The sequence below is a fragment of the Kitasatospora sp. NPDC001683 genome (genome assembly GCF_053596495.1).
In genome coordinates this window covers 1-18,974 of sequence record NZ_JBSFGK010000124.1, presented here as the reverse complement: position 1 = coordinate 18,974, position 18,974 = coordinate 1, and the positions used below count along the sequence as shown (strand labels likewise).

Annotated in this window: 15 protein-coding genes and 6 pseudogenes; 7 read left to right on the top strand and 14 right to left on the bottom strand. The window is 70.6% G+C overall.

Annotation, left to right across the window (positions count from 1 at the left end; translation table 11 throughout):
* The first annotated feature begins 482 nt into the window (after positions 1-482).
* A complete protein-coding gene (locus ACWCYO_RS36580) occupies positions 483-716 on the top strand; it encodes a hypothetical protein (protein ID WP_270150633.1) in 234 nt (77 codons plus the stop codon).
* 111 nt (positions 717-827) lie between these two features.
* A pseudogene (locus ACWCYO_RS36575) lies at positions 828-1,137 on the top strand (MmyB family transcriptional regulator); the annotation flags it as partial.
* Here ACWCYO_RS36575 and ACWCYO_RS36570 read toward each other — a convergent pair.
* Together ACWCYO_RS36570 and ACWCYO_RS36565 are read right to left on the bottom strand one after the other, a co-directional pair.
* Complete coding sequence (locus ACWCYO_RS36570) at positions 1,118-1,918, bottom strand: hypothetical protein (RefSeq protein ID WP_449786631.1); 801 nt, start codon at positions 1,916-1,918, stop codon at positions 1,118-1,120. The pseudogene ACWCYO_RS36575 and the gene ACWCYO_RS36570 overlap by 20 nt on opposite strands.
* 66 nt (positions 1,919-1,984) lie before the next feature.
* Positions 1,985-2,491: a SigE family RNA polymerase sigma factor gene (locus tag ACWCYO_RS36565; protein WP_270150630.1), complete on the bottom strand. Its 507-nt coding sequence runs from the start codon at positions 2,489-2,491 to the stop codon at positions 1,985-1,987.
* A gap of 171 nt (positions 2,492-2,662) precedes the next feature.
* Between ACWCYO_RS36565 and ACWCYO_RS36560 the strand changes: the two are divergent.
* A pseudogene (locus ACWCYO_RS36560) lies at positions 2,663-2,785 on the top strand (IS5/IS1182 family transposase); the annotation flags it as partial.
* Positions 2,786-2,844: 59 nt separating this feature from the next.
* Positions 2,845-3,215, top strand: a pseudogene (locus tag ACWCYO_RS36555) (ATP-binding protein).
* Between the two features lie 771 nt (positions 3,216-3,986).
* On the opposite strand, the pseudogene ACWCYO_RS36550 reads toward ACWCYO_RS36555, so the two are convergent.
* From ACWCYO_RS36550 to ACWCYO_RS36535, 4 genes and pseudogenes are all read right to left on the bottom strand, one after another.
* Positions 3,987-4,232, bottom strand: a pseudogene (locus ACWCYO_RS36550) (transposase); the annotation flags it as partial.
* Between the two features lie 298 nt (positions 4,233-4,530).
* A complete protein-coding gene (locus ACWCYO_RS36545; protein ID WP_270150628.1) occupies positions 4,531-4,935 on the bottom strand; it encodes a hypothetical protein in 405 nt (134 codons plus the stop codon).
* A gap of 238 nt (positions 4,936-5,173) precedes the next feature.
* Positions 5,174-5,377, bottom strand: a pseudogene (locus ACWCYO_RS36540) (transposase); the annotation flags it as partial.
* Between the two features lie 1,634 nt (positions 5,378-7,011).
* Positions 7,012-7,206, bottom strand: coding sequence for a hypothetical protein (locus tag ACWCYO_RS36535; RefSeq protein ID WP_270150626.1), 195 nt, complete (start codon positions 7,204-7,206; stop codon positions 7,012-7,014).
* A 180-nt stretch (positions 7,207-7,386) separates the two neighbouring features.
* On the opposite strand from ACWCYO_RS36535, the gene ACWCYO_RS36530 reads away from it, so the two are divergent.
* Positions 7,387-7,998 (top strand): DUF7691 family protein, encoded by a 612-nt coding sequence (locus tag ACWCYO_RS36530; protein ID WP_270150624.1) that lies wholly within the window; start codon positions 7,387-7,389, stop codon positions 7,996-7,998.
* A gap of 1,092 nt (positions 7,999-9,090) precedes the next feature.
* Here the strand turns inward: ACWCYO_RS36530 and ACWCYO_RS36525 are convergent.
* The 4 genes from ACWCYO_RS36525 to ACWCYO_RS36510 form a co-directional block, all read right to left on the bottom strand.
* Positions 9,091-9,675 (bottom strand): hypothetical protein, encoded by a 585-nt coding sequence (locus tag ACWCYO_RS36525; protein ID WP_449786630.1) that lies wholly within the window; start codon positions 9,673-9,675, stop codon positions 9,091-9,093.
* A gap of 188 nt (positions 9,676-9,863) precedes the next feature.
* Complete coding sequence (locus ACWCYO_RS36520; RefSeq protein WP_449786629.1) at positions 9,864-10,946, bottom strand: NlpC/P60 family protein; 1,083 nt, start codon at positions 10,944-10,946, stop codon at positions 9,864-9,866.
* 438 nt (positions 10,947-11,384) lie between these two features.
* Complete coding sequence (locus tag ACWCYO_RS36515; protein WP_449786628.1) at positions 11,385-12,377, bottom strand: AraC family transcriptional regulator; 993 nt, start codon at positions 12,375-12,377, stop codon at positions 11,385-11,387.
* Between the two features lie 959 nt (positions 12,378-13,336).
* Positions 13,337-14,566: an alpha/beta hydrolase family protein gene (locus ACWCYO_RS36510; RefSeq protein WP_449786627.1), complete on the bottom strand. Its 1,230-nt coding sequence runs from the start codon at positions 14,564-14,566 to the stop codon at positions 13,337-13,339.
* A gap of 382 nt (positions 14,567-14,948) precedes the next feature.
* On the opposite strand from ACWCYO_RS36510, the gene ACWCYO_RS36505 reads away from it, so the two are divergent.
* Positions 14,949-15,332, top strand: coding sequence for a peptidase inhibitor family I36 protein (locus ACWCYO_RS36505; RefSeq protein WP_270150618.1), 384 nt, complete (start codon positions 14,949-14,951; stop codon positions 15,330-15,332).
* Positions 15,333-15,339: 7 nt separating this feature from the next.
* Entirely contained in the window at positions 15,340-16,248 is a 909-nt protein-coding gene (locus ACWCYO_RS36500) for a hypothetical protein (RefSeq protein ID WP_449786626.1), read from the top strand.
* Positions 16,249-16,464: 216 nt separating this feature from the next.
* On the opposite strand, the pseudogene ACWCYO_RS36495 reads toward ACWCYO_RS36500, so the two are convergent.
* The 4 genes and pseudogenes from ACWCYO_RS36495 to ACWCYO_RS36480 form a co-directional block, all read right to left on the bottom strand.
* Positions 16,465-17,021: pseudogene (locus ACWCYO_RS36495) on the bottom strand (DUF4291 domain-containing protein); the annotation flags it as partial.
* Positions 17,022-17,660: 639 nt separating this feature from the next.
* Positions 17,661-17,783 carry a hypothetical protein gene (locus tag ACWCYO_RS36490; protein ID WP_270150615.1) on the bottom strand — a complete coding sequence of 41 codons (123 nt, stop codon included), beginning with the start codon at positions 17,781-17,783 and terminating at the stop codon, positions 17,661-17,663.
* A gap of 68 nt (positions 17,784-17,851) precedes the next feature.
* Positions 17,852-18,442, bottom strand: coding sequence for a transposase (locus ACWCYO_RS36485; RefSeq protein WP_449786632.1), 591 nt, complete (start codon positions 18,440-18,442; stop codon positions 17,852-17,854).
* A gap of 41 nt (positions 18,443-18,483) precedes the next feature.
* The coding region (locus tag ACWCYO_RS36480) for a transposase (protein WP_449786625.1) at positions 18,484-18,974 on the bottom strand (491 nt) is incomplete at its 5' end.

Here is an 18,974-nt window from a genome sequence, read left to right as displayed (position 1 = left end):
GCTGAACTACCTCAGCCCGATCGAGTTCGAACAACGATCAGTTACGCTGGCACTCGCCGCATAGCACTGGTGTCCACACCTCGGGGGGAGCCCCCAGCTTCACCGACGACCTCTACGCCCTCCCCGCACCCGCCGAAGCTGGCGAGTTCCGGCTGGTCTGTGCGGAGCAAGGTACGGAAGTCCCGGTACTCCGGCAGCACTCACCGCGGGCGCCTGTTCAGACCCCTCGGACAGTCTGGCGCTCTGCCATGGTCTCCTACCTGTAGCGTCATCGGCATTCCGTCTCTTCGCGGTGCAGCCGCGCCGCGAGCCGATCCCTGGTGACGCCATGCGCCGTACTTCTGCCGTCATCGCCGTAGCCGTCGTTCTGTCGGCCGTCTTCGCCTCCCAAGCCGTCGCGGCGCCAGCCGTGATCGATGCCCCCAACGCGAGGGGCCGCCGCCGAAGTGGGCTCTGACGGCGGGTTGCAAAGGCAGAAGAACGTGGTCGACAGCTTCAAGGTCGCAGAGGGCCTCTACTGCGTCATCGTCGACCCGAACGCCGGCATCAACCTGTCCAACGCCCTGATCCTGGCCAATACCGGGGGCCACGCGAGCAACGCCGTGACGATCGGGCGGCCCAACTCGTCGTGCGACTACCGGCGAGACGCCATCACCGTCGTGACCCTCAGGGACAACATCCCTGCGAACGCCGGCTTCGAACTCGCGGTTTTGTAGCAGGTGATCAGCGCCCTGATGGAGTCCGGACACGGTACGTCGTGTCCGGACTTCGAGTGTGTCCGCCTGTGACGCGCTGTTGGCCACAATCGTCTCCGATGTGTCGCTCGCGTCGCGGTGGCGCGGCTGCGCCGGTCCGCCGGCCGCTACCCGCGCGACCCGCAGTTGACCGCCCTGCTGGGCGAACTGCACGCCGGCAGCGAGGAGTTCCGGAAGATCTGGCGGCGCATCCGGTCCACGCCCCCGGGCACCGCGCAAGACCGTGGAGCACCCGGTAGCCGGCACGCTACGGCTGAACTGCGACATCCTGCTCGTACCCGAGGACGACCAGGAAGTCGTCCCGAATCACCGCAACGCGTCGGCCGAGGGCCGCAGCGGGTCGGCCGAGGGCCCGCAACGCGTCAGCCGAGGGCAGCGATGATCGGCGCCCAGGTGGCACCGGTGAGTACGGCCACCGCCTGCTGCTCGGAGAGCGGGGGCGCGGCCCGGGTCGGCTTCGGCACCTCACCGTCCGTGCCACCGCCGGTGCTGTTCCACTGCACCATCTGGAGCTGCGCGCCGGTCGCCTTCATGGTGACCGTCATCGTCCAGCGATGGGCGGCGTCGAGGTTGCCCGAGTGCTTGGCCACGGTCCGTTCCGACATCACCAGGGCCCCGCCGGGAATCTCGGCGCTGCTCGGCAGCTCGCGCAACGTGCAGGTGTCACCGGCGGCACGCGGGGGTGTCTGGTCGCAGCTCAGCCCGTCACCGTCCCTGAGCGGCAGCCGGAGCCGCACGGCCGAGACACTGACGAAGGCGGCACCCTGCCCGTCGTCGAGGACCAGTTCGCTGTTGGCGACGAGCCCGCGGGACGGATTCGCGGGGTCGATGCTCTGCCCGGTCTCCTGGCTGAACCGGCCCCCGGGGAACGTGCCCTCCAGGGCCTGGATCATCTGGGTGTCGGTGATCGCGGCACGGGGCGCCGCCAGCGGCGTCATCTCCTTGTCGGATCCTCCGAGGTGGCTCCCGAGCATGCCGGGGGTCACCAGGCCGGCCGCCGCGATCACGGCGCAGGCGCCGGCCCCGGCGATGACGCCGGCGACGCCCCGACGACGACGGCTCCGCCCGCGCTCGACGGCTCCGCGCAGGAGCGTGGTGAGGTCGGGTTCGAGGGAGTCGGTCGTGCGGTCCAGGGCGCGGGCGAGGTCTGTTTCAAACGGCATGGTGGCGTCACCTTTTCTGTGTGCTGATGGGGGCTTTGCGGCGGCTGTGACCTGCGTGCGCGGTGCTCAGTGCGGAACCAGGTCCGACAGGCTGTCGCCGAGCAGCGCACGCAGCCTGCCGATCGCCCGGGTGCCCTGGGAGCGGACCGCGCTGCTGCTCAACCTGAGCATCTGCGCGGTCTCCTCGATGCTGCGGTCCTCCCAGTAACGCAGCAGAAGCACCGCCCGGTCGCGGGGCGGCAGTTGACCGAGCGCGTCCAGCAGGGTGAGCCGCAGCGCGGTGTCCGGCCCGGACGCGGCGCCGTCGGGCAGGTTCCCGACGGGACGCTCCGTACTGCTGCGCCGACGCCGCAAGCTGAGGAACGTACGGACCAGAACCGTCTGCGCGTAGGCCGCCGGGTTGTCCGCACCGGACACCCGCTTCCAGTGCACGTACACCCGGCTGAGGGTCTCCTGGACCAGGTCCTCGGCAAGATGCGCATCGCCGGCCGCGAGGACGTACGCCGAGCGGTACAGCGCCTTCGCCCTCGCCGCCACGAACTCCACGTACTCGTTCTCCCGTGCAGATTTCACTCGGTCCCCGCCCGTTCCCTCGTCCTGTGATCCCCGTGCATACCCGTCATGACTGCGCGGGACGTCAGGATGTCGCGGGGGCGGGGCACCTTCTTCAGAAGACCCCACCGGCCAGCCTCACGGCTTCCTCCAGGCGGATGCCCTGCCGCCATGACCGGCCTCGACGAACCGGTCCACAGACGCCAGATCAAACACACCATCCCGGGGCCGAAGGACCAGCGGGCCAACCGCAGGCGCCGAGGAAGTCGAGGAGGCCGACCCGCCGGCTTCGACAAGGAGAAGGCCGGCCGCCGGGGCGGCCAGCCTGTCCGAGGACGACATCCTGCACGGGCGGGCGTTGCTGGCCGGGTGCCATCCGGGCCTGCCAGGCCGGCCACCGGGTCGCGCTCGCCACCGCCGCCCAGTGGGTCGACCGCCTGGCCGCCGCCCACCAGGCCGGACGGCTCCAGGACGAGCTGGTCAAGCTCGGACGCTACCCGCTGATCGTGATCGATGAAGTGGGCTACATCCCTTTCGAATCCGAGGCCGCGAACCTGTTCTTCCAGCTGATCTCGAACAGATACGAACGCGCGGGCGTATCGTCACCTCGAACAAGCCGTGCGGACGCTGGGGAGAGGTCTTCGGCGACGAGACCGTCGCCGCCGCGATGATCGACCGACTCGTCCACCACGCCGGCATGCCGTTGGGGCCGCTCACTCTCCCCAGGGGGCGGCAGTGGTGGTGAGTTCGAGGCACCGGTCTCACCCTGGACGTTTGAGCGCCCCGGTGGCCCGGCTGCACGGCGCCCACAGCTCGCTGGTCACCGAGGTGGCAGTGTTCGTCCTGCGGGCGGCGGTGACCGATGCCCGAACTCTCGTACAAATGGCGAGTGCGGGCGGGTTCAGTCGGTGGCAGTCTCGGCGTGCCGATGGACAGCGTCCTTCGGATGCTGAGACAGCGGAGCGGTGACGGGTGGGCACCCTCTCCTCCTGCCCGGGCGGGGCTCCGCGACAGGCTGGTACAGCGCCTGCGCCGCCGTGAAACGCAGGCCCCGACCGTGGTGGTCAGGGCGGCGATCACCCGGGCGTGGCGTACGAGCGCCCAGTCGACGGCCATCGCGTCCTTGAGTGCCTGGTCGACGTTCACGGTTTCTGCTCCCTGCTCCTGGTCGGTGTCGACCCGCCGCCGTCATGGCAGCGCGGCAGCCGACCTGCCGTGTCCGCGAGACTACGGATCGCGGCGAAGTGACGCGCCCTGCTGTTCGGGACCGGCCGCGATTGGACGGGTACAGACCAGCGTCGACTGCAACGATCGCGAGTTGAAGAATTCTTCACATTCATAGATGCTGTAACTCTGAATCCAGAGGTCCGGTTCGGTCGGGGGTGGTCCGGTGCGGGAAGTGGCGACGATGAGTGATGTGTTCGACGACGAGCTGCGCGGTCAGCTCGCGGAGGCGCGGCGGCAGCTCGGCCTGGCGCGTGCGGCCGGCGACGAGGACGGCGCCCAGGCGTACGTGCCAGCGGGCGAAGTAGGCGTAGACGGTCTGGTGCGGCGGGTAGTCGTGCGGGAGGTAGCGCCAGGGGATGCCGGTGCGGTCGACGTAGAGGATCGCGTCCAGCAGGTCGCGCAAGTCGTGCTCGGGTGGCCGGCCGAACACCAGGGCGCGTTCGGTGCGGGCCTGTCGCCATGCGGTGAGGGTGGGTTCGACCAGCGCCCAGCGGGCGTCGGACAGGTCGCTCAGATACGGTCGGCGAGCCGTCATGATGACGACATACCGCGCGATTGCCGTTTTGACGATAGGCCGCGGCGCTCGGCGGACAAGTACGACTCGACCTGGCTTCCTGGGATGAGACCGGAGTAACGGCGCAGATCCGACGGGCATTCGTGCAGTGGTGGCGCTGCTGTCCCAACAGCCCCGGAAGCCCCTTCAAGCGGCTCGATCGAACGGCTCGGAAACCGGTATCAAACAGCTCCCTCACGGACGAAACGCCCAGTCAGTACCTGTTTCTGAGGGTGTGCGAAGCGTTCGTCAGGGCCAGGAATCGAACAGTGCCCTCGGGTCAGATGCCGCCGGCGAGCCGGATCGGCGTCGTGAGGAGGAACAGCTGGCCGGCTGCGGCGGCGGGCTGGAAGTCGAAGACGCTGGTGAACGGTCCGGTGATCAGCAGCAGGGTGCGGTGCTCGCGAACCGCTCGGCGCCACTCGCGGGTGGCGGCGATCTCGCCGTCGAACCAGGTCAGGCCGCCGGGACGGCGGATCGTCAGCCGGTTGTCGGCCAAGACGGCGGACCAGGTCGGGTCGGGGGCGGCGGCCAGTGCCGGGGTGGCGGTGTCGCGGTCAGCCCAGCCGTCTTCGAGGGCCAGGAGGCGGCCGGGGGCTGTGGGGACGACCAGGACCGGGCGGCGGTCGGGCATCAACTCGGGCCAGGGCTGGCCGCCTAAGCCGGTGCTGCTGATCATCTCCATGCGCGGTCCCTTCCCCCCGGCTCGCCCGTTCACCCCGTCGCCGGATGGATCACATCATCGGCCCGAGCACCGGCTCTGCGCTGACGAATCCGCTGACGGGCAGGTCCAGGCCATGGGAGAGTGGGAGTCAGACGGTTCCTCGGGCCGCTCCCGGTGGCGGTCACCGTGGTGACCGCCGAGGTGATCAGTCCCGCTGGGCTTCGCGGGGCTCCGGCTGTCCCTTGCGCCGGGACTGCCTCTGGGTGATGCGCCTGGTCATGATGGTGATCGCGGCCCAGGTGATCAGCGATTCGGAGTGCTGGACGAGGCGTTCGTAGTCGCGGGCGTGTCGGCGGGCGTGCATGATCCAGGCGTGGGACCTCTCGACCACCCAACGCCGGGGCAGGACGACGAACCCCTTCGCGTCCTTGGGCCGGCTGACCGTCTTGACCGTCAGGTTCGCCGCGGCGATGCCCCACACGGCGCTCGGCGACCTGGAACGCGAGCTGCCCGCCCTGGCCGCCACGATGGACGCCGCCGTGACCACCGACCGGACCGCCCGCCCGCCCGCAGCCTGCCTGTGAACCTGACAGAGGAGTTTGGTACGTGGCCGGTTGCCGTCAAATAGCGTCATCGCCCTCGCAGAGGGCCACACCGGAGGCCGGAACGATTCGCTGCGGGTCGGCCCTACACGGGGACCTTCCGCTGTGGCGTTCTGTACGGAGTGGAGGGCTGGGGCTACGTTCGGTTCGACGGGGCCTGGTCCAGGGGGAGAGCGAGAGACAATGCCAGCTTGGCAGGCTTGCCTGTGGGGGCTGTTGGGTGTGGGGCTGGTCGAGGTCCATGGCCTATGGTCTGCGGTGCGGCCCTTCAAGGTACCGAAGTGGCCGTGGGTGGACGGTCGCGGGCGACCCCAGGTGTGGGGTTACGTCATCGCCGTCACCTGCAGATGCGTAATGGGGACAGGCCTGAACGCCGTCTATGCGGCTGCGGGCCAGATCGCAGGTCCCCTAGGGGCGTTGACCCTGGGAATCGCGGCTCCGCTGATCATCCAGCAGTTGGCGACCCGGAGCGACATCTCCCCGAACTCACAACCCGATCTCCCACAGGCGCCAGACGTTTCCGCTGAGGCACAGCCCGTGATCTCCGTTGGCCCGGAGGCAGCGCTACGGACCGCTGAACTGCCGTTTGGGGGCCCTGATGCCCACTGAGGGTCCCCGTGTCCTCCAGGACGCTAAGAAGCATCTGGCCGGCAGGCGTCCGGGGGCGCTTCCTCCGCAGCGGACGCTGTGGCAATGGGTGCGCGCCGCCCTCGCCTTCCAAGCCGCCCTGCCGCTTCCCTCTCAGGAGGGCCAACACCAGGAACAGGCGCAACCGCAGGAGGCGCCCGCTCGCGTTTCCTGGGCCTGGCCAGCTGCGAGCAGGCCCGTGTCTGTCCGCCCTGGACGGGCAAGAACCAAGCTTGCCGTGGCGCTGTGCGCCATCGCCGCGCTCATCGGCCTTCTCCTGTTCAGCACCCAACAGAAGCCTGACCACCCACCCACGAGCCCGCCTTCGTCGACGTGGTGGACGCCGGATTCCCCACATTCCACGGAGGAGTCACCATCGCCTGTGCGGCCTTCACTACCTTCGCCTCCAGCGCAATCGAAGTCCTCCCAGCCCCGGGAGCCGGGCCGGTGAGGCGCAGGAGGCCGGGTTCCGGGGAACGAGGGGGGAGCGTTCCGCGGGGCCCGGCCGTGGGAGGCCGGCCGCGTCGGGGTCACGGCGAGCAGCAGCGCTACGGGTGCCCCGGACTGGAGGACTACCAGCCGACTCTCCGGATCCGTGCTGCGGCCGACCTTCGCCGTCCGGCTGTTCACGGCGGAGATCAGGTAGACGAAAGACGGCTGTCCTGTCGCACCGAAGTTTGACCAGTCTCAGCGAGTTTGACCGGGCGGCTCCCGGGCCCCACTACCTTCCGACGGCTACTGGGATCCCGCGGAGGGCGGCCAGCAGCCGCTCCGGGGTGGCGCCGAAGGCCGGCGCGGCCCAGTCGTCCCAGGCGATCCACTCGTCCCGGGCACGGTCGTAGTGGGCGCGTGGGAGAGCGTGAGCGCATCACGCGCCTGATCCGCGAAGCCGCCCCTCCCGAGCCGGGCTGAACCGGTAGTCCATGCTCAGCGGGCCGTCGGCGTACAGCTCCAGCAACGCCAGGAGCCGGGTCTGGACGGTGCGCAGCCCTGCCACCGGGCAGTTGCCCCAGCCGTCGGCGTCGTAGGCCTGGCAGGGCGCTGGGGTCTTCTTCGTCGTCATACGACCCGCACCAGGGCACCATGCTCGCGTTGAGCACCGATGGGCGCCGGCTCCTGGAAGACCGCCTCGCTCACGAGGCCTGGGAGCGTTCCGGCGTGGCGCGGGGAGACATCGCGTGCTCGTGAGCGACCCTGGGCCGCAGCCAAGCTGGCTGTCAGTCCCAGCGCCTAACGTGATCACATGAGTTCCTCGCTGAGCCCCTTCCTGATCAACCCCACGGACGCCCGCGGTCTCGTCGGCTCCCGCGACGAGCAGCTGCTCCAGGTCATCCGCGACGAGTTCGGCGACCAGCTCGCCTCCTCCGATGACTGGTTCTCCTCCGAGATCAAGGACGGCGCTCCCACCGCGTACGAGGCACTGCACGCGGTGGTTCACGGCGGCCCCTACTCGGACAACCCGGAGCACGCCTTCCAGTACGGCTACGCCTACAAGCGCCTGTGCGCCCTGACCGGCAGTCACCTCGACAACTCCAGCTTCTCTCCGTTCCGCGGGACCTGGCTGGACGTCGTCGACGAGGGCCTTCAGGCGCTGCGGATCACCGCGGTCTCCCTTGCGGAGTTCGGCTACAGCTCCGGCATGCCCGACGGGATCCCGTACTCCTACCTGCCGGGCTGCGGCGTGTGGACGCACGAAGCCTGCCTGGAGGCGCTGGAGCAGTTCGAGCAGACCAAGCGGGACAATCACGCCCCGCCACTGGAGCCCGAAGTCGTCGAGGCCATTGCCGACGTCCTCGCCTGGCTTCGCCACGCGCAGGCCCGCCCCGGATTCGGCGTCATCGGCTTCGTCTCCTGAGCGGATCTTCCAGCTGCGGCGGCCGCCCGGAGCGCAGCGGCCCTGCCTGATTGCCCGAGTGCTGAGCCCGAAGGAGGTCAGTGGGCAGACGGCCCGCGCCCGTACTTCCCGGCCCTGGTTCTCGGTGGCCGACCGCCGGCGCGGGACGACGGCGGAGGCGCCTTCGGGTGCTCGGCTCTGGTGCGCTCCAGGGCCTCCTGGAGGCCCAAGGCCGCCGGACTGGAACCGCCGCCGGGTCGGTTGCGGGCTGCGCCCGCACCTGCGACGAGGACCGCCGCGCGGCACTCGGCGAGCCGGCTGGTGGCGGTGCGCATCAGGGTCTGGGCGTGCTCGGGGTCGGTGGCGGGGGATCGGCCCGTTGGCGCGGGGCACCGTTGTGCTCGCTGCAGCCGCCGAGCTGATCGCACCCCAGCTGGACGACCCCGACCCGGCCACCCGTGAAGCCGCCTCCGCCTGATAGGGCGTCAAAGCAACCCCGATGCCACCCTCAGGCCCCCGGCTCCCTGCCCTGGCCCGCCCACCACGCAGCGGCCGGCCCCAGCCGGACGCGGAGAAAACGGCACAGCGCAGCAACCACCCACACCGACCAACGCCCCACCCACCCCCACCACAACCACCACCAGACCGGGGCCCAGGAAGGTAAGTCAGCATGGTGAGGACGCTGTCTCGGCGCCCCCGACCAGCGCAAACAGCCGGGCAAGCGGGACCAGAGCCGGGCGCCGAACCGAACCCCGGACCGAACCCCCGGCCGCACAGCCAGGGCCCCTGTACGCGGGCGACCACTCGGCGGGCCGTGCCGGGAACCGGACACCGGGCCGGCCGCCCCGGCTGAGGCCACCGTGCGGCGCGTACTCCAGAGGGTCGACGGCGACGTGCTGGACGCGGCGATCGGTGCCTGGCTGGCCGAGTGGGCCCGCCACGGCACGGGCGTCGGCCGCGCGGGCGGGGTCGCCGGTACTGCCCGCGGCCCGCGTCCCTGCCGACAGGCCGCCTACCGGGCCCGCAGACGCGCCGAAGCCGCGATCCCCGACCGGGTCGTTAGCGGCCCGGGGCGAAACTCACCGCCCCGGGGGCGGAACTCCCCACCGCAGGTCAGCGCCCTGCCGCACCTCCCGGGTGAGAACGGGTCAGGGGGGTGGCGCTATCAAGAGCGGGTGCGCGCCTGCGCGACAGCCGGCGGCTCGTGCCCGATGGGTCGCTGGTGGTGTGCGGGGCGGGCGGCTCGGCGAGGCCGAGGTCGAGCGAGGCGATCGGGAACTCGGGGGTCTGCGTGGGCAGGACGAGGTCGGCGACCCTCAGGATGGCATCGCACACCTGTCGGCTGCGAAGGTCCAGGTCGACAGGTGGACTGGCCACCAGCACGCCGCGCACGTCGGTGACCGGCACGCGCAACCGTGTCACCCGGGCGAGATCCTCCGGCGGGACCCACAGGTCGTCGGTCCGGAGCGGGGGGTGGGTCATGTCGATCCACCAGCTACCAGGCGCCATCACGGCGAGGACGCGGCGGGTCTCCTCGAAGATGTGCGGGCTGGGCTCCGCGACGGCGAACGCCGTCACGAGCACGTGGGCACCGCCGGTCGGCGGGGTGCTGGTCGTGAAACCGGCGTCGGCCAGGCGGTCGGCGACGCTGCGCGCCACAGATCCGGTACCCAGGACCGTGACGAACTCAGGTCTCATGCTCTCCCCCTCAGTACCGCTGCCGCGCAATTCGAAGAACGAACGCAGGGCGCGGGCGCCCGGGGAAACCGAGCCACCGCACCATGACGCCGACGGTGGCAGCGTGCTGGAGCGGAAAGCTGCCCTCGGCGGGTGGTGTCGGGTGCCACGCGGGTGACGGCAGCCTCACCCGCGCGGCACCCGGGCGGTCAGGCCGAGACGTGGTACCAGTAGCCGCCGGTGGTCAGAGTCACGTAGTGGACGTTGCTGTTCGTTTCCTTCGCCTCGTACATCATGTCGGCGCCGGTGGTGGGGTCGGTGCCGGCGTAGAGGACGACGTGCACGGTGTTGTGGGCGTCGGTGCCGAAGTACTCGACGTCGCCGGGGCGGCGCTGGGCCTCGGTGATCGGGGTGAGGTGGCTGTCCAGGGTCTGCTCGGTGGTGCCGCCCCCATTGGCGAGGTCGATGCCGGCGCCGAACCAGAAGGCCGCGCGCACCAGGCCCGAACAGTCCAGGCCTGTGGTGGTGTTGGCCGCGCAGGGCTGGGGCCCGGAGTATTGGTCGCAGGTGCCCAGGGACGGGCCGGGGCCTTCGCCGCGCAGGGAGTGGCCGCCGCCCCACACGTAGGGGACGCCGAGGTAGGACTTCGCGGCGTTCAGGACCTTGGCGGGGTCGACGGCGCCGCTGGGCAGCGGGGCGGGGGTGCTGGTGTAGAGGGCGTTCTTGACGGCCGTGCCGACGATGCCGTCGATGGTCAGGGCATGGGTGGCCTGGAAGTCGCGCACGGCCGTGTCAGTGGCCGGGCCGAACTGCCCGTCCACGGTCAGGCGGCCCGCGTGGAAGGTGTTCAGCATCGTCTGCAGGGTCGAGACGCACGCGCCGGTGGCGCCGGTCCGCAGGTCGCCGCACTGGGTGCGCAGGTCCACGGTGCCGGAGGCCGCGGCCGCCGCCGCGTCGAGCGCCGACTTGGTGGCCGGGCCCACGATGCCGTCGGGCGTCAGGGAGTGCGAGGCCTGGAAGGTTTGCACGGCCGTGCCGGTGGCCGACCCGAACTGCCCGTCCACCGTGAGCTGGGAGCCGGTCAGGTTGAGCTCCAGCTGGAGCTGGGTGACGCAGCCGTCGGCCTCACCCTGCTGCAGGTCGGCCGGACAGGCCGAGGAAGTCAGGGGTATCGGGGCCGGCGCGGCCGTGGCGGACGCGCCCGTGGCGGTGTACGCGCCGACGCCCGTCAGCGCGGCCGCCAGGGCCAGGCCCAGCGACAACCGGCGCCGGGTGGACAGGAGGGTACTCACAGAAGGCTCTCCAGATTCATGATGATTCGCCAGGGAGGACAGGGTGCTTCACCCCCTGGTGCTCGGCGTGCTCGACGGACAGATCCGGACCGTCCCAACGGCGGTCAGCACCGACAAGCTGGGGCATGTAAGCCCGGTTGGCGGGTGTCCGAACGACCTCCCGCGAGTTGCGACGCACCCGAAAGCCGACTGGGGACCGCTCAACTCGGACAATCATGTCCTTTCCGGGATGGTCTGAACGCTCGGCCCAGACTCAGGAGCGCTGGCGCAGACGGCCGGTGAACTGCATCCGACCGCATCCAGGACGAGCCTCCCCGAACCTTGGTCACACGGCTATCCGCTTTCGGATCGCCAGGGACCGCACGTTTGTGGATAGCCGAGCGGTGAGAGCGCGTACTCACTCCCCCTCCCGGCCAGCCGGTCCCTCCCTCGCCTCGCTCAGCAGCTTCGGCGCAGCGTTTCGGACGGCGTCTGTCCGAAGGTCTGGCGGTACACCGCGCTGAAGCGGCCCAGGTGGGTGAAGCCCCAGCGGCAGGCCACGTCGGTCACCGTGCCGTCGGCGCGGCCGTCGGCGATGGCGAGGAGGTCGCGGTGGGCGTGGTCGAGCCGGAGCTGGCGCAGGTACGCCAGGGGCGTGGTGTTCAGGTGCACGCGGAAGCCCTCTCTGAGGCTCCGGAGGCTGGTTCGCGCGGCGAGGGCGATGTCCGCCACCGAGACCGGCTCGTGCACCTGTTCCTCGCAGAACGCCTTGGCCCGGCGTACAGCGGGCAGCAGGGCGGCCGAACCGCTGTCCGTCAGGACGTCGCTCTGGCAATGGCGTTGTGCGTCCAGCAGGCCGTCGATCAGGAGCTGCTCGAAGTGCCGCACTCCCAGTGGCGAGCGGTGGCTCAGCGGCGATGCGACGAACTCGTGGAATCCCCGGACGAGTTCGATCCACGAACGGATCAAGGGATCCTGCTCGTCGAGCACCGGATCGAAGCGCACCGCGGCGGTGGAGGAATCGGCCCTCCGTACCTCCAGGGCCTGTGCGACGGCCCGACCCGGAATGATGAGGATGCGGTTGCGTGCCTCGCCGTTCCACGTCATCGAGACCCGGCTGCCCGGGCCGACGATGCTCCGAGTGGACGGCAGGACCACGCCGTCCACGGTGACGACGCCCGCGCCCGACATGGGCAGCTGGACGTTGTAGAAATCCCCCAGCTCTCCCGGGCAGACGGTGACGTCCGTGCCGTATCCGAGTTCGTAGAGCATCACCTCCCCTTCGTGGAGGCGGCGGAAGCGCCCGTTCGGTCGTCTGCCGTTCAGCACGGTCAAGCGGTGCGGCGCGAGCCGCTCGGTGACGACATCATGCAGTCGATCGATGTCACCACCCTCGTACAGGAGAGCGGGATCTCTCTCAGGGCCGTTACGGAGCGAGTCGTTGGGTGACACGGACGTACCAAGCCTCCGCGCATTGGATGGGATGGGGTTGGCTGAGTCGGACCGGATCTCCGGACGATGGTGCTCGATCTGTCGGGGTGGGGGCGGGCACGCCCGGGAGGCGATGCACAGTCGGGTGCTCCCTCGCAGCGAGCACACCGAGTGGGTTTGATCCGCCAGCCCCAACGATGGCCCACGCCCCCGAGGACGGACAGCCCGTCTCCGTCCCACCCGGCCGACCGTTCCGTCCCACGACGACTACCTGCGACTTGAGACGCCGGTCAGCAAGGATTGAGACCGCCGCGGCCCTGATGGGACAGCAGAAACCGCGGCTCCGCCCGCCGCCTCCCAGGGCGACGTTGTCGGCCCGCAGACCGGTGGCGACATCAAGGCCGACATCTACAACGTCTACCCGGCCGCCCACACTCCGGCGACTACTCCACCCAGAGCACCATGAGCACCTGGATGAGCAACTGCAACAGCCAGCTCCCCGGCTAATCACCGCTGCCCGGCACCGAGTAGCCGGTCGCAGGTGGTCTCGCGTCGTGCGCACGACGCGAGACCACCCTCGCAGCGCATCAGGCGAAGCCCCGGGCGGAGCGGCGCTCAACACAGAACTCGTTGCCCACGGGGCCGAACACAGCTCACACCACCGTTGCCCGACCGACAACGCGGACCCCGCCAGGCAGATCACCGACAGGCTGACGGTGATCACATCCACAGCCATTGAGCAGGCCGTCCACGACACGGAACAACAACCCGCGGACGGGACCTGCAACCTCACCGCCAATGACTCAGCCCTGGCCCTGAGCTTCCCCCGGTGTGTGGGAGGGCTTGTCAGAGCGGGTGTGGGTGGTTCGACGGCCACTGGTTCGGCCGTCGCCTGGTCGGCGTAGTGCTTCGCCTCGAACTCGTCCGGGCTGAGCCAGCCGAGACGCTTCTGGATGCGACGGGTGTTGTACCACCCGTCGTCACGGGAGGAACGTAACCGCCGGGAAGCTCGGGGACGGCCCGTCGAGCAGGTGCCCCTGACGGTGGCGCAGGTGCTCATCAAAGAACGCGAGCGGGTACGCCTGCTGGATCTTCACCCCCTGGTCAGGGTCGAGGGTGCCGATCGAGTCCTGGAGCTGCTGCCCGCTCCACCCGAGCAGCCCCGCGATCTGCGGGAACAGCGCCTCGTTGTCGCCGTACGACACGTGGACGGCACCCTGGGCCTGGATGTTCAGCCGCCACCCGCGCAGGTGCGACCAGAACGCGGCGGCTGCGGGATCCGTGGCCCGGGTGAACGCGGCGGACATCATCATGAACGGCCTGTCCAGATCGCCGGCCAGCGGCGGGTTCATCTGCATCGGGCCGTCGATGCTCAGCCCGGCCCGGATGCGCTCGTCCGCAAGCGTGGCGCAGGCGGTGGCCGTTCCGCCCTTCGACCAGCCGAACGCGCCCATGCGCTGGGGGTCGAGGGAGCCGAGCAGCCCGGCTGGCAGCTCCCGCTGCTCGACGTCCGGATTGCACCCGGCGGCGAGTTGCTCGACGCAGTCGAGGACGAAGCGCAGGTCTGCGGCGAAGTCCCCGGGCAGCGTCGGCGCCTTGCGGTCGTAGAGCGGAACGGCAACCCGGCCGGCGGGGAACTCGGTGTACGTGTCGTACTGGTGAGCGATCGTCACGACTGCGTATCCGTGGCTGGCGAGTTCCTGGACCATGATGGTGTGGTCGCCCTGGTAGCTGTGCGCGCCGTGCGAGTACACGAGGACGGGCAGCCGCCGGCCCGACCGCAGCACCGGAGCGCCTGCGTGGCCGGCGGTGAGCGGGGCCAGGGGGGCCAGGGCGCTGAGGCCCGCGTCGGCGAGGAACGCCTGAAGGGCGCCGGTCGGCATCCAGGGCGCCAGCGGGTACCGCTCGACGTCCCGGGCCGGGTACCAGACGGTGGCCATCAGCTCGCGGAAGTGCCCGGGGCCCGCGATGTCGTCCGGGCGCGACCGATCGACGAGGTGCAGCTGGACCGTGCCGACCGGGTGCGGCCCGGTGGGCACGGGCAGCGTGAGCCGCGTCGGGGCGGGGGCGGGCGCGCTTGGAGCGGCCGTGCCTGCCCACGCGGTGTCGGCGACGGCGGCAAGCGGCACGGCGGCCCCGGCTGCGAGTGCGGCTCCCAGCATGCGCCGGCGCGTGATGCCCTCCCGGCCGGTGAACGGCGTGGTGGCCATGGTCCCTCCCGTGGTAACGGATCGTCCATCATGCCGCCAGCCAGTCCGGGGCACAGGGGGAACGCTGCCACGCGCCCCTCCAGTGCGGCATCAGCCCACCGATTGATTGCTCGCGCGGGCATCGGCCCATGGATTTACATCCTGGGGCCAATGCTCGCCGGGGGAGTCAGGCCGCCGGAGGTCGCTCGGCCGCGCGAGAGCCCCGCCCCCTGCTCGGCTATCCACAAAACGCGAAGTCCCGGCGACACGAAAGTGGATAGCGGCGTGTCCACCATCCGGCGAGGCTCTTCCCTGAACGCGGCCGGAACCGGATCACCGGCCGTCGGCGCCAAAGCCACGGACCCCGGTCGGCGTTCATCCCACCTCTGGAAGGGACTCCTCCATGAGCATCACGTCGCGTATCACCAAGGCAGCCGCTGCGACAGCCGTCGCGGGCGCCGCCCTCTTCACCCTGGTCGGCACCGCCCCCGCCGCCCAGGCCGCGCCGGCCGGCTGCAACGCGGGCGGCCTGTGTGTGTACTGGAGCTCCAACTACAGCGGCAGCGTCCAGACCGTCTACCAGGACAACAACGACCTCAGCATGTACGCCAACTTCAAAAACAGCCAGGGCGGTTCGGCGTTCAACAACGGCAACAGCTGCAACGTCGTCGTCTACGCCCAGACCAACGCCCAGGGCCAGGGCTGGATCCTCTACCGGGGCCAGGGCTGGAACGTGATCGGGGACAACCTGCCCTCGATCCTCTCCAACCGCTGGTGCACGGTCTGACCCAGCGATGAAGACCAGGACCACCCTCGCCCTCGCGGCGGTCCTCCTGGGCCTTGGTGCCGCCGGATGCTCCTCCTCCGGCGGCACCACCCCGCCCGGGGCCCTGCCGCGTCCCTTCGGCGGCGTCACCCACTACGACGAGGAGCAGCGCGCCGTCCTGCACGACGCCGAAGAAGTCCTCGTCGCCGGGTGCATGCGCGAGCGCGGCTTCGCCTACCGCCCCCAGGGCCTCGCCACCGGCGATCACCGCGTCGACGCCAACCCGTACGGGCTGCTCAGCGGCGACCAGGCCACCAACGACGGCTTCGGCGTGATCAGCACGGCGCTGAACCTGAAGCAGGCGGCCGACCCCAACCAGGACAAGGACGCCGACCAGGCCTGGAAGGCCGCTCTCCTGGGGACGGACGCGCACCGGGTCACCGTCGACCTGCCCGACCACCAGCAGTTCTATTACAACGGCGACTCCTGCCTCACCCAGGCCCGCGACGCCCTCTACGGCCCCGATTACTTCCGGCTGTTCAACACCTTCCAGGTCCTCGGCAACAAGGTCGTCAACGACGTCCAGGCCGACGGCCGGTACACTGCCGCCGAGAGCCGCTGGCGTGACTGCATGTCCGCCGCGCACCAGAGCGCCGCCCATCTGGCGGACCCGGTGGCCATGATCGACCGATGGGTGGAACAGGACGGCGGCGACCCGGCGAAGACCCACGACCTCATCGGCCGCGAGCTCGCCCTCGCGAAGACCTCGGCCCGCTGCCAGGACCGGGCCGGCCTGGCCGCCACCGTGGAGCAGGTCCAGACCGACGTCGAGAAGACCGTGATCGGGACCGACCAGCCCCTCCTGGACCAGCTCCGCGGCCTGCGGCAGCAGGCCCTCGCCCGCGCGGGCCACCCGGCCCCGACCGCTACCCGTTGACGACACGGCCCCGGCCGTGCCCGCCGCCGCACGCCCGAGGTTCCTGCCCGCCCCGGCGGCCCGGCCGACGGCCCGCGACGGTGCGTCAGGGACATGTCTCGTCAGCGTGGTCGTGGGTGATGGCGCAGCCCGGCGCAGCCGGGTCGAGTGGGTGACGGGGACTCGGCGGCACCAGCAGCTCAGGCAGCCAGGTGGGCCAGCAGCGTGTCGCCCCGTCGGGTAGGGGCGCTCGACGGGAAGCAGTTCCCGCGCGGCGTCCAGCTCCCCGCCCCGCACCTGGGCCTGGACCGTCCGCGCGAGCGCGGTGACGTCCTCGACCGAGACGATCCACTCGTCCGCGAAGCGCCTGGCGGCCTCCCCGACGAGGCCGAGCTGAAGCGAGCGGTGCGGAAGCGGCTGCAGGTGCAGATCGCGTTCGGGATCCCACTGCACGCGGGCCGGGGACCGCCTCAACTCGCGCTTCCAGCCAGCCCGGTCGGCGTGCAGCCCGGGTACGTAGTGGGAGAGGCAGCTGTTCCGCAGGGCCCATTCGAAGCCCTCGCGGCCGATCTCGATCGCGAGGACGGTCTCCTGGCCCTCCTTCGCCGCCCAGCCGCAGCGGTACATCATCCAGAGGAACGACGGCTTGATCCACGATCCGGTCCCGCTTCCACGCCGCCGGAAACCGCCCGTCCCGTGCGGCCGGCAGGCCGATCGCCGGGCGGTACCGCCTGGTAGACCGTCACCGTGGAGGCAGTGTGCAGGGCTCGGACCTGCAACGTGGGCACTGGCATGCCCACCAGGTTCGGTCCTCGGAGCGCATCGCGCCAGCAAATTCCTCGAACTCCGGCGGCGGGTGCCAAGGCCCACCTGCACGCGCCACCGGGCGGCAGACCGCAGAAAGCGGTGCTGCCGCCCGGTGTGTCCCGCCCGGCCGAGCGGCGGCGTCAGTCGACGAGGTGTCGCAGCCGCAGGGTGACGCGGGCCCGGGCGCCTTCGCAGGCGGGCCGGCACCGAGTGACGCGCCCACTGGATGTTCGCGGCTATCGGCGCCACCTCGGCTCCGCGCCACGGGTTGTTCCGGTAGCTGGACGGCTGGTCCGCGTCGGCGGGCGGCCGCCGGCCGGTGGTCCGGCGCAGCGTCGGCTCGGGGGTCGGTATGTCGCCGGGGGCGCGGCCATGGCAGCGACCGTAGTGACCGGGGCTGCGGGTTGGCTCGTGTCGCGGGGCGGTCGGCTCGGTGACCCACGTCCAGGGCGACATCGGTGGTGGTGAACGTGTGGGGGCGGCTGAGGTGGTTGGCGGCAAAACGGCCGGGCTCCCCGTCGCCCCGGTGCTCGACACCGAGGCGATCACGCGGGACAGTAGCTGCTGCGGTGCGATGAAGGGGGCCGGCGCGGTGCCGGGGCCCGCGCTGCGTTTGTGGTGCCTGGTCAGGCGGCGCCGGCGTCCCAGACGGTATCGACGTCGGAGCGCCGTTCCTCGTGTGCCTTGGCGTCCCCTGCCAGCTTGATCTCCGAGACTTTCAGTCCGGACCACGTCCACGCGATCTTCACCAGCCGGGTGGTGTCACAGCGGTGGCTCTTACAAGATTTTCGTAACCGGTGATCGCCCTCGGCTCTGGTCAGCTGAGCAGGATGCGCTGGCGTAGAAGGCGGTGTCCGGCGCGGCCGTAGGTCTGCCGCTTGAGCAGCTTGATCTTGTTGTTGACGCCCTCGGTGCGGCCGTTGTGCCAGGGCAAGGTGAGGGCGTGGTCGACGCCGGCGCGGTCGCGCTCAAGGCCGGTGGCGTAGGCGTGCAGGAACGGCAGATCCGCCGCCCGGACCCGTGTGATCCATCCGGTCAGCGCCTCGGCGTTGGCCGGTTTCGGGGTGAGGAGGGCGGCGAAGTCGCCTACAGCGTCTGCCAGGGCAGTCATCTCCGGGCAGGCGCCAGCGAGCTGGTCACGCAGCACTCGCTGGCCCTCGCGCAGGTGGTCGGGGTCGGTGAGCAGGAGGCGGGCGGCCTTGCGCGGGGAGAGGCTGGCGTGGTCGGCCTCGACCCGGCCCTGGTTGATATAGCGGACCAGGAGGTTCGCGCTGCCGGTGTAGCCCAGTTCTCTTATCTCGCGCAGGAGGTGGGTGACGGGCACTGCGGGGTCCTCGGCCCGGCGTCGGCGTAGGTGATCGCGGTAGGGGTCGACCAGGGTGGGCCGGTAGAGGGGCGCCCGCACCATGCGCTCGGGCTCGGTGTGGCGGGCGTAGCGCTTGACCGTGTTCAGTGCGAGGCCCAGACGGCGGGAGCATTCCAGCAGGCCGACCCCGGCATCGAGCAGTTGGTGGACCTGCTGCCACCGCTCGAGGGTGGTAGCGGCGCGGGTGCCTTCCCGAACCAGCATCCGCTGTGGGCTGCGATTTCCTTCTGAGCAGCCTCGGCCAGGCCGTGCCACAGGTGCCAGCGGTCGCAAACTTGAGTGATCGCGGGGTCGGCATCGGTGGTGGCCTGGGCGAAGCCCCCGGCGCCGTCCCGGCAGACGGCCTCGATGCCGGGGTGGGCCTTCAGCCAGGCGGTCACCGTCTCCATCTTGCGGTCCGGCAGGACTTCGATGCGCTCGCCGGTGGCGGCGTCGATCAGGATGGTGGCGTAGCGGTGGCCCCGGCGCAGGGCGAAATCGGGCCTTCCTCCCGAAGTGTGGACACCCCGGACACTGGATCGCGGAGATCCAGAGGAAGAGGAGTCCCCCGTGGTGATGAAGGTGTACTCGCCGG

Excerpts from the sequence above, each read along its gene's own strand:
- ACWCYO_RS36500 (WP_449786626.1), top strand. The coding sequence starts at position 15,340 with ATGAAGACCAGGACCACCCTCGCCCTCGCGGCGGTCCTCCTGGGCCTT.
- ACWCYO_RS36525 (WP_449786630.1), bottom strand. The coding sequence starts at position 9,675 with ATGAGACCTGAGTTCGTCACGGTCCTGGGTACCGGATCTGTGGCGCGC.
- ACWCYO_RS36545 (WP_270150628.1), bottom strand. The coding sequence starts at position 4,935 with ATGGAGATGATCAGCAGCACCGGCTTAGGCGGCCAGCCCTGGCCCGAG.
- ACWCYO_RS36510 (WP_449786627.1), bottom strand. The coding sequence starts at position 14,566 with ATGGCCACCACGCCGTTCACCGGCCGGGAGGGCATCACGCGCCGGCGC.
- ACWCYO_RS36570 (WP_449786631.1), bottom strand. The coding sequence starts at position 1,918 with ATGCCGTTTGAAACAGACCTCGCCCGCGCCCTGGACCGCACGACCGAC.
- ACWCYO_RS36535 (WP_270150626.1), bottom strand. The coding sequence starts at position 7,206 with ATGACGACGAAGAAGACCCCAGCGCCCTGCCAGGCCTACGACGCCGAC.
- ACWCYO_RS36505 (WP_270150618.1), top strand. The coding sequence starts at position 14,949 with ATGAGCATCACGTCGCGTATCACCAAGGCAGCCGCTGCGACAGCCGTC.
- ACWCYO_RS36530 (WP_270150624.1), top strand. The coding sequence starts at position 7,387 with ATGAGTTCCTCGCTGAGCCCCTTCCTGATCAACCCCACGGACGCCCGC.
- ACWCYO_RS36485 (WP_449786632.1), bottom strand. The coding sequence starts at position 18,442 with ATGGTGCGGGCGCCCCTCTACCGGCCCACCCTGGTCGACCCCTACCGC.